9 protein-coding genes are annotated in these 12,987 nt (G+C 58.2%); 6 read left to right on the top strand and 3 right to left on the bottom strand.

Annotation, left to right across the window (positions count from 1 at the left end; genetic code table 11):
• Positions 1-26: 26 nt before the first annotated feature.
• Both HMPREF9451_RS06105 and HMPREF9451_RS06100 read right to left on the bottom strand, forming a co-directional pair.
• Positions 27-1,736, bottom strand: coding sequence for an FAD-dependent oxidoreductase (locus HMPREF9451_RS06105; RefSeq protein ID WP_009139429.1), 1,710 nt, complete (start codon positions 1,734-1,736; stop codon positions 27-29).
• Between the two features lie 47 nt (positions 1,737-1,783).
• Positions 1,784-2,092 (bottom strand): rhodanese-like domain-containing protein, encoded by a 309-nt coding sequence (locus HMPREF9451_RS06100; protein WP_009139428.1) that lies wholly within the window; start codon positions 2,090-2,092, stop codon positions 1,784-1,786.
• 318 nt (positions 2,093-2,410) lie between these two features.
• Here HMPREF9451_RS06100 and rsmI point away from each other — a divergent pair, with 318 nt between their 5' ends.
• The 5 genes from rsmI to HMPREF9451_RS06070 all read left to right on the top strand — a co-directional run bounded on the left by rsmI (position 2,411) and on the right by HMPREF9451_RS06070 (position 9,096).
• Complete coding sequence (rsmI, locus tag HMPREF9451_RS06090; protein ID WP_009139427.1) at positions 2,411-3,262, top strand: 16S rRNA (cytidine(1402)-2'-O)-methyltransferase; 852 nt, start codon at positions 2,411-2,413, stop codon at positions 3,260-3,262.
• A 208-nt stretch (positions 3,263-3,470) separates the two neighbouring features.
• The gene (locus HMPREF9451_RS06085; RefSeq protein WP_009139426.1) at positions 3,471-4,715 is read left to right on the top strand and encodes an iron-containing alcohol dehydrogenase; all 1,245 of its coding nucleotides are present in this window, start codon (positions 3,471-3,473) and stop codon (positions 4,713-4,715) included.
• A gap of 407 nt (positions 4,716-5,122) precedes the next feature.
• Positions 5,123-6,010, top strand: a complete 888-nt coding sequence (locus HMPREF9451_RS06080; protein WP_222859249.1) for an endonuclease domain-containing protein — start codon at positions 5,123-5,125, stop codon at positions 6,008-6,010.
• A 578-nt stretch (positions 6,011-6,588) separates the two neighbouring features.
• On the top strand, positions 6,589-7,164 hold the full coding sequence (locus HMPREF9451_RS06075) for a M48 family metallopeptidase (RefSeq protein ID WP_009139423.1): 576 nt from the start codon (positions 6,589-6,591) through the stop codon (positions 7,162-7,164).
• 297 nt (positions 7,165-7,461) lie between these two features.
• Positions 7,462-9,096: a helix-turn-helix transcriptional regulator gene (locus HMPREF9451_RS06070; protein ID WP_009139422.1), complete on the top strand. Its 1,635-nt coding sequence runs from the start codon at positions 7,462-7,464 to the stop codon at positions 9,094-9,096.
• Between the two features lie 203 nt (positions 9,097-9,299).
• Here the strand turns inward: HMPREF9451_RS06070 and HMPREF9451_RS06065 are convergent, their stop codons facing one another.
• The gene (locus tag HMPREF9451_RS06065; RefSeq protein ID WP_009139421.1) at positions 9,300-10,859 is read right to left on the bottom strand and encodes an FAD-dependent oxidoreductase; all 1,560 of its coding nucleotides are present in this window, start codon (positions 10,857-10,859) and stop codon (positions 9,300-9,302) included.
• Between the two features lie 550 nt (positions 10,860-11,409).
• Here HMPREF9451_RS06065 and metG point away from each other — a divergent pair.
• Entirely contained in the window at positions 11,410-12,987 is a 1,578-nt protein-coding gene (metG, locus tag HMPREF9451_RS06055; protein ID WP_009139420.1) for a methionine--tRNA ligase, read from the top strand.

Genomic DNA, 12,987 nt, shown 5'->3' with positions numbered 1-12,987 from the left:
CAGAGGCTTGCCGCGTAGCGTGCACGTTAGGAAATCGGCACGCCGCAGGGATGCGTTGGTGTTTCGTCGAACGCGGCGTCGTTTTGCACAAGGGCGTAGAAACGGTACCCGCCCGAAAGATTCGAGCAGGCAAGGCCGTGGCCGGCGAGCATGCGGCACGCCACGTAGCTTCGCAGGCCGCTGTGGCAATTCACGTACACTGTGCGTTCAGGGTCGAGCTCTTTTACGCGGCCGCGCAGCTCGTCAAGGGGGATGTTGACCGCGCCTTCGATATGGCCTCGCGCGAATTCTCCTTCCGTGCGAACGTCAAGGAATTGGGCGCCTTCTTGCTGCAGGCGGGCGACGTCGTTCCAATGATGCTGTGCCACCAATCCCGTTCGAACGTTTTCGATGACGAATCCAGCCATGTTTACAGGGTCTTTCGCCGAAGAATACGGCGGCGCGTATGCCAAATCGAGTTCCTCGAGGTCTGCTGCGGTCATGCGAGCGCGAATGGTCGTTGCCAAGACATCGATCCGTTTATCGACCCCCTCGAAGCCCGCGATTTGCGCGCCGAGGATGCGGCCGCTTTCCGGCTCGAAGACTGTTTTGACGGTCATGTTCGAAGCGCCGGGGTAGTACGTTGCGTGGGACGGCGAAGAGGTGACAGCCTTGTCGCAGGCGATGCCGGCGCGCTGGGCGGCGCTTTCGGTTAGACCCGTGGCGGCGATGGTCATGTCGAAGAGCTTCAGCACGGACGATCCCTGCGAACCGTCGAACGAGCTGTCGCGCCCGCAGATGACATCGGCTGCAATGCGCCCTTGCTTGTTCGCCGGGCCTGCGAGCGATATGAGCGCGTCATCGCCCGTGACGAAATTTTTGACCTGCACTGCGTCGCCGACGGCGAAAATGGCAGGATCGGATGTGCGCATATGCTTATCCACGACGATGGATTTCTTGATGCCAAGCTCAAGCCCTGCCTCCTCGGCAAGGCGGGTGTCGGGCGTAACGCCGATGGCGAGAACCACCAAAGGCGCGTGGTATTCGTCGCCCGCTGCGGTGGTCACCGCTAGCTCGTCTGAGTCTTCGTCTGCTACGAATCCATTGACGCTTTGATTCAGCCGCAGGTCAAGTCCGTGTTCGCGTGCATAGGCGTGGACCTCGCATGCCATGTCGTAATCGAGCGTGGGCATGACGTGGTTGCCGCGCTGCAGCAGCGTGACGTCGAATCCGCGCTCTAGCAGGTTTTCGGCCGCCTCTATGCCGATGAAGCCTCCGCCTATGACGACGGCGCGTGTTCGCCCTTGCTCTGCGAGCTCGTCGGCGCGCTGCTTCATGGCGAAGGTGTCTTCGACGGTGCGAAGCGTGAGGATGCGTCGGTCTTCTATGCCGGGAAGATCGGGCTTGACGGCTTTCGCGCCGGGGGAGAGGATGAGGCTGTCGTAGGATTCTTCGTATTCCGAACCGTCTTCGAGGTTGCGGACAAGCACGGTTTTCGCCGCGCGGTTTATTCCAATGACCTCTTGGCGTACGCGTACGTCGATATCGAAGCGCTCACGGAAGCTTTTGGGGCTTTGTAGCGTGAGCTTGCGCTTGTCCGTAATGACGTCGCCCACGTAATAGGGCAGGCCGCAGTTGGCGTACGACACGTAGCCCGTGCGTTCGATCATGACTATTTCGGCCTGTTCGTCTAACCGGCGTAAACGTGCGGCGGCCGTCGCTCCGCCGGCTACTCCTCCAACGATAACAACCTTCATGGCTTCTCCCTTGCGTTCGTTTTGTCTTTCGTCTGTAGGCTTATGGGCTACATTTCCACGGGACCGCGATAGCTCATGATGCCGCCGAGGTTGGTCACGTCGGTGAAGCCGTTCTGCTCGAGGATATGGGCCGCCTGTGCGCTGCGGCCACCGCTTTGACAGTACACGAACAAGGGAGTGTTTGCCGCCGCTTTGAAGCCGGCGATACGGTCGAGAGGTATGTTTTCCGCCCCGGGCACATGGCCTGACCGGTATTCTCCGGAGGTGCGAACGTCGATGATACGGGCGTTTTGCGTTGCACGTGCTTCTTCGAGCTTTTTGTCGAATCCGCCGCCGAACATGCTGAAGATTCCCATGGTATGTCCTTTCTCGGGTCGCCGCGAAGCCGTTTGGCGATGCTTGCGAAAACGAGCGGGTCGCTGCGCTGTTGGTGCTTTCGCCGTTCTTTTCGTTTTCGTCCGCTTGGACGGTCTCTCGTTTGCCGATTGTCGTGCTTGCGTGGTTTCGCTGCGCGGTTCTCTCTGTTCGCCCGAAGCGTAGCAGGTTTATGATTCCTTTGGGGTAACAAATGGATGAACAGCCATGTCGGTCGGTCTCGTCTCTTCTTTCGTATAATAAGCCTCTGTGACACGCGCGCAGGCGCGGTCTAAGACGGTTCGAAGATAGGATTTGCCATGCCGGGACGGCTTGTCATATGCCCGACGCCGATCGGGAATCTGGGGGATATGACCCTGCGCACGCTCGACGAACTGCGCGAGGCGGATGTGGTGTGCGCCGAGGATACGCGCGTGACGGGAAAACTGCTTGCGCACTTCGGTATAGAGAAGAGGCTTGAACGCTTGGACGAGGCTACCATCAGCCGCGAAGCCGCGCGCATTGCCCGCCGCATCGCCGAGGGCGAAATCGTGGCGTTTTGCAGCGATGCGGGCATGCCGGGCGTTTCCGATCCGGGTGCTCGTCTCATAGAGGCGGCTCAGGCGCAAAATTGCGATATCACCGTGCTTCCCGGGGCATCGGCTGCTACGACGGCGTATGTGGCCAGCGGTTTCAGCAATCCGCGTTTTTATTTCGGCGGCTTTTTTCCTCGCAAGGATTCCGAGCGTCGCGAGGTTCTCGAGTCGCTCGCCCTGCTTGACGCCGTGCTGGTGTTTTATGAAAGCCCCCGTCGTATCGCAGCTTCGTTGCAAGCGGTGGCGGACGTGTTTCCCCACCGCGAAGTCGCGGTTTGCCGTGAGCTCACCAAGCTTCACGAAGAGGTGTTTCGGGCCGGCGCATGCGACGTACGTGATGAATTCCTCGATCGTCACGAACGCTGCGGCATCAAGGGGGAAATTGCGCTTGTGGTCGGGCCGCCCACGCATGCGGAGGAGGAGGTTCGCCGCGAGAGCGCTTCTGCATCGGCCGCCGATCGAGCTGCGGAGCTTGTCGCCGAAGGCCGATTGAGCCGCAAAGAAATCGTCAAGGTCCTTCGTGACGAATTCGGCATATCGCGCAACGAGGCCTACGATCTTGCCGTGCAGGCGTAGCCGACGAAACGAACGATGCATGGAATTGCGGCCGATAGCGGGTTAATTGCGCCGTGAGGCGCGTTCGCTTGGACGAAAAGGGTACGATAGCGCAAGCAACCGACACTTGGCGAACGGCGCGCATGGGCGACCGGGCTGGCGTTGCGGACGGTTTTACGAAGCGGTCGATGCCCGACAAGCGGCGTACGCGCCTGAAAGCGAGGAACGCATGAACAACTTCACCTATTATTCTCCGACCGAATTCGTGTTCGGCCGCGGCGTCGAGGAAGGTATTGGCAAACGCGCCGCCGAAAAGGGGTTCCAGAGAGCCCTGATCGTTTACGGAAAAGGCTCCGTGGTGCGTTCGGGCCTGCTCGACCGCGTGAAGGCGTCGCTGGATGCGGCGGGCGTTGCGCATGTCGAGTTTGCCGGCATTCGCCCGAACCCCGAGGTAGAAAGCGTGCGCGAAGGTATCCGCATCGTTCGCGAAAAGGGCATTGACCTGATTCTTCCCATCGGAGGCGGCAGCGTGATCGACTGCGCGAAAGCCGTGGCGTTCGGTGCTCTGCACGATGGCGACGTATGGGATTTCTTCTGCGGAAAGGCACAGGTCACCCAGGCGCTCCCCATTTTCTGCGTGCTTACCATTCCGGCGGCGGGTTCTGAGGCGTCAAGCTCGTGCGTGATCAGCAATGACGAGATTCACGCGAAACGCGGCACGAATGGCGATGCGTTCCGTCCTATGGTCGCGTTCATGAACCCCGAAATCACGTTCTCGCTTCCGGCGTACCAGACGGCGGCGGGCGTGACCGACATGATCGCTCACATCTGCGAGCGTTGGTTCTCGGGCGTTGGGGCCGTTCGTGTGACGGACAACATCGCAGCAGGCCTCATCCGCACGCTCATGGCGGCGGCGCCGTGCGTCTTGGATAACCCCGAAGATTACGATGCGCGTGCCGACATCATGTGGGCGGGTATGCTTGCTCACAACGACATCGCCGGCTGCGGTCGTGCGCTGAACCCGACGGGCCGCGCAGGAGGTTGGGAAAGCCACGGTCTTGAGCACGAACTTTCTGCGTTCGATACGTCCATCACGCATGGTGCAGGACTTGCCGTCGTAATGCCTGCGTGGATGCGCTACGTTTGGCGCGAGGATCCGAGCCGCTTCCTTCAGTTTGCACTGGATGTTTTTGACATCGAACCGATCGACGATACGGACGAAGCCGTTGAGGACGCGGTGACCGCGGCCATCGATGAGCTGCAGGCGTTCTTCGTCGACATGGGCATGCCCAAGACCATGGGCGAACTGGGTCTGCGCGTGGAAGACCTCGACGCCGTTATCGAGACGCTGCATGCTACCAAAGGCGATGTGTTCGGTGCGTTCAAGCCGCTCACCATGGATGATGCCCGCGCAATCTACGAATCCGCCTTCAACGATCCCGCGCTTCCTTGCACGGAGGACGCCGAGGAGTAAGATCGACCCCGATGCGCTCGAGCTGGACGATGAACTGGGTGTTTTCTTACACGGAAGATACTGAGGAGTAAGGAGCGCTTCCTGTTCGAGGCCGCTCGTTTTCGCGATGTTTAATGCGTTCGTGTGAGAGTTGAGCTTGTTTTTGTCTAGCACTCGGTAGGAAACTCGAGATAGCTTTGACAGAGGAAGCGCGGATACTTCCAAAACAACCTAGGGGTTCAGATCCAATTTCGGAAAGCCATGCCAGGTATCTTTCTGGCATGGCTTTCTGCATATGCCACATATCAGCACTAGAGTTTTGGCGTTCGCTGGATTCTTCGAATCGAACGCGTCTTTTGGCTTGTGTGGCTTCGCGGAAAATGAGCGCGCTCGCGCCTCCGTTCGAAAAAGGTGCCCGTACGGGTAAGGTGGCCATCGGTGTTTTGGAAGAGGCGCTTCAAGACTTGTCGGGAGGCCTCTCGCGTCCCGTGCATATTCTTGTGCCTTCTGAGAGCTACAGGCTTCGCTCAGAGAGCGTGATTGCCCACGCTCATTCCAATTCGTATCCGAAAAAATCTTTTTGCAAGATATCGGAAGAATGGCTCGTTGTTGTTCCTGAGCTTGCGTTTGTGCAGCATGCATGCAAAGCTTCGATTGTTGAGCTTCTGGTCGTAGGCGCTGAAATAACGGGTTCGTATGCGGTTGAGCGCGATTCATTAGACGGCGACATCGAAGGTTGCGGGTGTGGCTTCGTGCATAGCGAGCCTTTAACATCCCTGAAGAAGATTCAGTCGTATGTTGATAGGGTTTCGGGGGAGCATGGCGTCAAAAATGCCCGTCGAGCCTTGCGCTATATTCCGGAAAACTGCGCTTCCCCGATGGAGGCCGTGCTTGCGATTCTTCTGCATGCTCCGCGTTCTCTTGGAGGATACGGCTTGCCCAAACCTTGTATGAATTATCGCATTGACATGTCTGGAAGCGCGAAGTGGCTTTCAGCGAAGACGTACTATGTTTGCGATCTTTATTGGCCTCAAGCAAAGCTTTGCGTTGAGTACGATAGCAATATGTTCCACACTGGCCCTGACAGAATTGCGGCTGATTCTGCGCGGAGAACCGCGCTTGCCCAAAAGGGGATAACGGTTGTTTCGGTGACGGGAAATCAGATTGCAAACAGCGTTGAAATGGATAGGACTGCTTTGCTGCTTGCGAAAAGGCTGGGTATTCGGCCTCGTGTTTTTTCTTACGACTATCGGCTTAAGCAGCGAGAATTCAGGAAAGAGCTTTTTGCATCCGCAGGAATAGCATCCAGGCGCTAGGGCGTGTCTCGCGACTGAGGGATTGCCAGATTGGCTTTAGAGAGGGCGTTTGATTCCGAAGTGCAGGCGTTGGAGCATTTGGTCGAGTCTTGAATGAGGTTTGAGCGCGCTTGGTTGCGCTGGCTAAAGCCATAGGCGATAGCCGCGACCCAAAATCGGATTGAATATGCCAACTTTTTTCGATTTCCGATCAAAATGACGGTAACATAGCCTTTCTCAGGGCGTGGTATCAGCGAATTATCCATACTAGCGCTCGATTTTCGATTGCTTAAGCAGCTCATGGAATCATAAGACCAGGTCACAGAAGCGCGTTGCAAAATGAAGGAAACTGTTTTCCGTTCTGGATTACGAAATTGGATTCTTGGTGACAGGAAATCGAAAAAAATATCCAATTTCGCACCCAAAAAGGGTTAGGGCCTCAAGAAGGGCTCTGAAATGACTTGGTCGGTGCCGACGTGTGCAGCTCCCGTGCTAAGTGCCGTTTTTCGGGGTGTCGGTGCCTTTTTGAGTTCATAATCGAAAAAAGTTCGCAGATAAAGCGCTGCGTGCGGCGCTGCATAAAGTGGGGGGCGAGCTGAATGTCTCATTCAACTCAGGCGGTGCTTGAAGTTGCTGGAGAGCACATCCGTGTAACGCGTCGCCGCAATCAGCGGCGTATGTACATACGGGCCAAGGCGCCCGATGGACGCATCGAAGTTTCCGCTCCTTGGCGGATGGGCGATGCCGAAATCAAACGCTTCGTTTCGGCCCATATCGGCTGGATAGAGCAGCAGCGACTTCAGCTGGCTGAGCGTGAAAGGCTGAACCCCGGCGCGCCCACTCCCGAGGAAATCGCCGAATGGCGGGCTGTGGTGGCGGCGTTTACGCCCGTGCTCGTGGAACGCTGGGCTCCTATTATGGGCGTGAAGCCAGGCAAGCTTGCGTATCGCAGCATGGTGAGCCGTTGGGGCAGCTGCAATGTGAAAACGGGTCGCATTTGCATAAACGTGCAGTTGGCCGCTCATCCGCCGGAGTGCTTGGAATACGTGGTGGTTCACGAGCTCTGCCATTTGCTCGAGGCGAGCCACGGTCCGCGATTCAAGGCGCTCATGGACACGTTTTTGCCTGATTGGCGGGAGCGCGAGGCGAAACTGCGCGGGGGAATCAGGCGTTGAAGCCACGATTAGAAGCTGCACGGGCGTCGGGCGTTGAAGTAGCGCGTTGTTTTGGTAGAGTGTGCTGAGGTCTGCAGGGAAGGCTTCGCAATCGCGTCGATTTTAGTCGGTCGGCGGATCTTTGGATTCACCTTGAACGGTTGGGCCGGTTCGCCGAACACAGCGCGGCTCTTCCGATTGCGTCTCGTCGACAATATCGTGGTTACGGCGAGGACGCTTTTGATCGGGGCTCATTCGAGCTGCTTTTTGCAAGATTTCGTTTGCTGTGGCCGCATGGCGGCTTTATAGGAGGTCGACGTGGCTGAACGTCTGGAAAGACCGAACGGACGCATGCTCATTTTGATGACTGCGGCAACAATCGGGTTCGGCTTGCTGCAGGGCGCTCGTCTTGTCGACGTGAATTCCGGCCCTTATAGCGCAAGTCCGCTGGCGTTGTGGGGCCTTGCGGTGGACGGGGCGGTTTTTCTCGCGGTCGCCGCGCTTTCGTACGCGGGCAAAATCGAAGGGTGGCGATCTCTTTTTCTCGCGGGCGCAGTTTCGAGCGCTGCATACGTGTTCATGGCGGCGTTCGCTCCGGACGACATGGCGATGCTCGCATTGATGCAAACGTTTGCGGGATTGGGGTGGTCCCTTAACATTTTGTGCTGGATGACTGTTTTCGTCAGCTACCGATCGCGCTACGCGCTGCCGATGATCGCTGTTGGCTACGTTATCAATGTGTGCGTCCAGCCCTTGTCTTCCATGCTTGTTCCATACGACAAGGCGTTTCTTGTGGCAATGCTTTTCGTTTCGATCGTCTTGCTGCGTATCTGCCTGGCATCGAACGAATTCGTCGCGCTTTCTATGCGGGAAACGCTTATTCCGCGCACATCGCTTTCGGAAGCGTTTTCGCGTACGCGACGCGCTGTGGCTGGTGCATGCGTTTTTTCTCTTGTATGCGGGTTTGTGATTCAATCGGATTTGAGCATGCGCGCAATGGGGTATTCGCAAACTGACACCACGGCGGGTATCGCCTTGGTGGTGGCGGTTGCGATGACGATTGCATTGATCGTCTTTCGGGTCGATAAGGCCGATCTTGATTATGCGTTTCCGATTGCATCCGTTTTCATAGCGTCGGCTGTGCTGGTACGTTCGACGGGGATTTTTGATCCGTCGGTCGCAGGGAGCCTCATGACGGTGACGCTCATTTCGTTTTACGTGTTGCTCTGGCTTATGCTGGTGAGCGAGGCAAGGGAACGCATGCTGCCTCCATTCTTGCTGCTTGGAGCCGCTTTAGGCGTCGCGCGCCTTTCGGTTGCGGCTGGTCGTGGTGCGTTCGTTGTGCTGCGCGATTTCGGCATCGCCATTGACGGATTGGTTGATGTCGTGGCGTTATGGGCTCTGGTGGCTGCATCGTCGCTGATCAGTTTCGCCTATTTGAAGGCGTCGTCGCGCTACCGCCAGGAAGAACGGCTTGCCGAATGCGGTTCAGCCGGTGTCGGGCAAATTCTTTCCACCGCGAAGGAAGCCCGCATGGAATGCGCGGTTTCGAATGGCGTGCAGGAGCCACTTGTGGCATGCGGATCGTCGCGCCAGGCACTCGGTAGCTGTTCGTCGCATGATTTGCCCGCCGGTTCGTGCGGACGGGATATGGGTTTCGAATCGATGGATGCCGAATTAAAGAGGATTCCCGAGTCTGCGTTCGAGAAGAATGCGACTGCGTTCGATGAGGCTGCGCGTCGGTTCGCTTTCTCTCAACGCGAAACCCAGGTTATGCGGGAATATGCGGCGGGAAGAAGCGCTCGCTACATCGCCGAATGGTGCATGCTGTCCGAGCATACGGTGAAGACTCATATCAGGCGCGCCTACGCGAAAGCGGGCGTTCACTCGCGCCAGGAGTTTCTCGATGCGATCGAGCGGGTCGAGTCCGACCTGCTGCATAGGGGGCGCTAGCCTGTCCCCGCGGCGCTTCCTTTGTTCGTGGATGCGCGAGGCGACGGTGCATGAAGAGACGCATGGGGGATGAATCGTTGCGTAAAAAAGCCGCCTGCAATCAGGCGGCTTGTAGGAGGGGACGCGGGCCGAGCGCCTCGGGGTTCGTTGCAGGCGTTGCATCGCTTCGGTTTCGAGACGTTTTACCAAGGCCCGCATCAGGCTTATTCGGCCGCCAGCGATGTGCCGAGAATGCGGCCCATGCTTAATGCGCTCGAGTTGGAGCAATGGCGCACGAAGCTGCGGTTGTACATGAAGCGGTGCGCAATCTCACCGATGGCGTACAAGCCTTCGATGGGCGCTTCGCTCTCGTCGACGACGCGGCAGTCGGCATCGGTTTTCACGCCGCCCATGGTCGCCACGTAGGAGGGAACGTAGCTGACCAGATAGTAAGGGCCGGATTCTTGATAGGAGGCGAAGGCTTCGGCGGGCTTGCCGAACGCTTCGTCTGCACCTGCGGCTGCGGCGTCGCGATAGGCTTCGTAGCTTGCGACGAGCGCGGGGGTGCCGGCCGCTTCGGCGAGCGCTTCGACCGTATCGGCCTTCACGACCGACTCGCCATCGGCAGCCTCGTCGAGCATAGCGGCCACATCGGCGTTCGAGGCGTCGAACAGTACGTAATACGGCGCGGCATCGTGGTCGGCCATCGCGGTCACTTGGGCGATTGCGGGGGAGGCTTCGTTGATGAATCGTTCGCCTGCGGCATCGACGAGCAGCTTCGATTTGACGTCTCCACCCTCGATGGGCGCTCCCGACATGGGCATGTCGCACAGACGCTTGAAATCGGGGTTTGCGTCGGTCAGCTTTTTGCACGGCATGACGTTGAACGGGATGACCCAACCGTCTTCGTAGCACGCTGCACCGACGGTCTTCGCCATGGAAATGCCGTCGCCGGTGTTAAGGGCGTTGCCGAGGTACTGGAATCCGACCGATTTCACGCTGGGGACCAGCTCATCGAGGTATTCCTCGCTTCCTCCGAAGCCGCCTGTCGCCAGCACGATCGCCTTGGCGTGGATTTGCTTGGTTTTGGATCCGTCGAGTACTTCGACGCCGACGATGGAGCCTTCTTCGGAAACGAGCGTCGTTGCTTCATGTTCGAGCAGGATTTCGACGCCGTTTTCCTCGAGCGCCTTTTTCATGCATTCGAACACGAAGAGCCCAGGGGCTTTATCGGGTTCGTTTGTGGCTGCCATGTCGGGTTTGACCGTGTCGGTTCCGACCTGCTCTTTCGTGAAAGACTGCGTGAAGTCGACGCCGATTTGCTCGACCCAATTGATCGTTTCGCAGCTCGCGCCCATCAATGCGCGCACGCGGTTGTAATCGGGGTAGGCGACATCACGAGCGCCGGTCTTGGTCACCTTGTCATAGCGGGCGACGAAATCGTCCATGGTGTCGGGAATTTCAGGGACGAACTGCCAGAATTCTTCGTTTTCGACGGTCTGGCAGATTGACACGTTGCCTTTCGAGGTAAGAAACGAAATGCCGAGCGACGGTGATTTCTCGACGATGGTCACGCGCGCGCCGCCTTGCGCCGCAGCGAGAGCGCATGCGGAACCGGCAAGGCCGGAGCCGAGGACGACGATGTCGGTTTCAGCGGTCTCGCCGCCGGCGGACTCGTTTTGTTTGGTGGGTGCTGAGCATCCTGCGAGCGCGGCGGATGCACCGAATACGGCGAGTCCGCCGCAGAATGCGCGACGACCCATGGTCATGCCGGTGGTGTTCATGAGATTCCCTCCTTGTTCACGCAAGCCCCTCCGAGGGCCTTTGAACGCGCCGATTTTGCGACGCGTTCGATTTCGCCTTCATGATGCCGCGTTTTGCCAAGGGGCGTATCGCACGAAATCCTGTATCGCACGAAAAGGGGGACAGGTCGGAAAGTCCCAATTCTTCCGATGGCATGCGATGTGCGTAGCTTTCGCATATGGCCTGGTGTGAGGGATTTCGTGCCGTAAAGCGATTGTGCCTCGCGCTTCGTCGGACGCATATCGAGCATCGCGTTGCGGATACCGTCTGCATTTGCTTCCCTGCGCGGTTCGGGAAAGAGGGCGCAAGATGCTTGCTCGCACCTGCTTATTGCACTAAGACTGCGCTACAATGGGCAGGTTTTGAAAATCCGTTGTTGTTACGGGTCTTGCGGCGGTGTTGCGGACCGTTTCGTTTCCGCCTGCTGGCATCTGCGCTCAAGCCGGCTTCGCCGGTGTCGAGTCAACGACCCGTTGCGATGCAGTACGGCAAAAGCGGCATCATCAGTCGCCTGAGCACGAGAGGACGAGCATGTCAAAGCCCACCTATTCTTTCACCACGCCTATTTACTATGTAAATGCGGCGCCCCACCTGGGCACTGCATACACCACCATCGCCGCCGACACCGTGGCGCGCTATCAGCGCATGAACGGCTGCGACGTTGCATTCGTCACCGGTCTTGACGAGCACGGCCAGAAGGTTGCCGAGACGGGCGAAAAGAACGGCATGACGCCTCAGGAGTGGTGCGATTCCATGGTCCCCGCGTTCAAAGACGCCTGGGATATGCTCGATATCACCTACACGGACTTCGTGCGCACCACCGAAGAGCGCCAGACGCGCACGGTGCAGAAGTTCTGGACCGATCTGTACGAGAAGGGCTACCTCTACAAGAGCGCCTATGAAGGCTGGTACTGCGTTCACGAGGAAACCTACTACGCGGAAAACGACCTCGAGAAAAACGAAGAGGGCGAATTCGTCTGCCCCGACTGTCATCGTCCGGTGCGCCGCGCTTCTGGCGAGGAAAACTGGTTCTTCAAGCTTTCTGAATTCCAGGAGCCGCTGCTGAAATTCTACGAGGAACATCCCGAGTTCATCCGTCCCGAGACCCGCAAAAATGAAATCGTCACCTTCGTCAAGGGCGGCCTGCAGGACCTTTCCATCAGCCGTTCCACCTTCGACTGGGGCATCCCGCTGCCCTTCGACGAAGGTCACGTGTGCTACGTGTGGGCTGACGCGCTGCTGGCATACCTTACGGGCATCGGCTACGCTGACCCCGAGCGCGAGGGGGAATTCGAGCGCCGTTGGCCCATGCAGTACCACTTCGTGGGCAAAGACATCACGCGTTTCCATTGCGTGATTTGGCCCGCTATGCTCATGGCCGCCGGCCTGCCCATTACGGGCACCGTCTTTGGTCATGGCTTCCTGCTCGTGGGCGGCGAGAAGATGTCCAAGTCCAAGGGTAACGGCATCAAACCCGCCGATCTGGTGGAAGTTTTCGGCGTGGATGCCTATCGCTACTACTTTATGTCCGATGTTCGCTTCGGCGCGGATGGCAATATCTCCATCGAGCGCATGACGCAGGTCTACAACGCAGACCTGGCCAATACCTGGGGCAATCTGTGCAGCCGTGTGTTCAACATGGTGGGCAAGTACTTCGACGGCAAGGTTCCCGCCGTGCCGGCAGAGTTTGCCGACGCTCCCAATCCGCTCAAGGATATTGCCGATGTTCTGTATGAAAAATACGACGCCTGCATGGCGGATGTGAACTTCACCGACGCCGCCGCCGCTGTGCAAGAGCTGGCAAGCCGCGTGAACCTCTATGTCGAAGAGAGCGCTCCGTGGAATTTGGCCAAGTCCGAAGAAACGCGGGGCGAGCTCGCCTTCGTTCTCTACAACGCTGCGGAAGCGTGCCGCATCCTGGCACTGTTCTTCGCGCCGTTCATGCCGAATACCTCGGCCGAAGTGTTCCGTCGCCTGAGCCTTGGCGCCATCGAGGAAATCGACGACATCAAGGCGGCAAGCGTCTGGGGCCAGCTGCCTGCAGGCAACGACGTGGAAAAGGGCGATCCGCTGTTCCCGCGTCTTGACGTGAAGGACATTCAACTCTAA

The organism is Slackia piriformis YIT 12062, assembly GCF_000296445.1.
GTDB lineage: Bacteria > Actinomycetota > Coriobacteriia > Coriobacteriales > Eggerthellaceae > Slackia > Slackia piriformis.
This window is presented reverse-complemented; position numbering and strand designations above follow the sequence as displayed.

Bases quoted from the DNA above. Each gene is read 5' to 3' on its own strand.
- metG (WP_009139420.1), top strand. From the start codon at position 11,410: ATGTCAAAGCCCACCTATTCTTTCACCACGCCTATTTACTATGTAAAT.
- HMPREF9451_RS06075 (WP_009139423.1), top strand. From the start codon at position 6,589: ATGTCTCATTCAACTCAGGCGGTGCTTGAAGTTGCTGGAGAGCACATC.
- HMPREF9451_RS06100 (WP_009139428.1), bottom strand. From the start codon at position 2,092: ATGGGAATCTTCAGCATGTTCGGCGGCGGATTCGACAAAAAGCTCGAA.
- HMPREF9451_RS06065 (WP_009139421.1), bottom strand. From the start codon at position 10,859: ATGAACACCACCGGCATGACCATGGGTCGTCGCGCATTCTGCGGCGGA.
- HMPREF9451_RS06085 (WP_009139426.1), top strand. From the start codon at position 3,471: ATGAACAACTTCACCTATTATTCTCCGACCGAATTCGTGTTCGGCCGC.
- HMPREF9451_RS06105 (WP_009139429.1), bottom strand. From the start codon at position 1,736: ATGAAGGTTGTTATCGTTGGAGGAGTAGCCGGCGGAGCGACGGCCGCC.
- rsmI (WP_009139427.1), top strand. From the start codon at position 2,411: ATGCCGGGACGGCTTGTCATATGCCCGACGCCGATCGGGAATCTGGGG.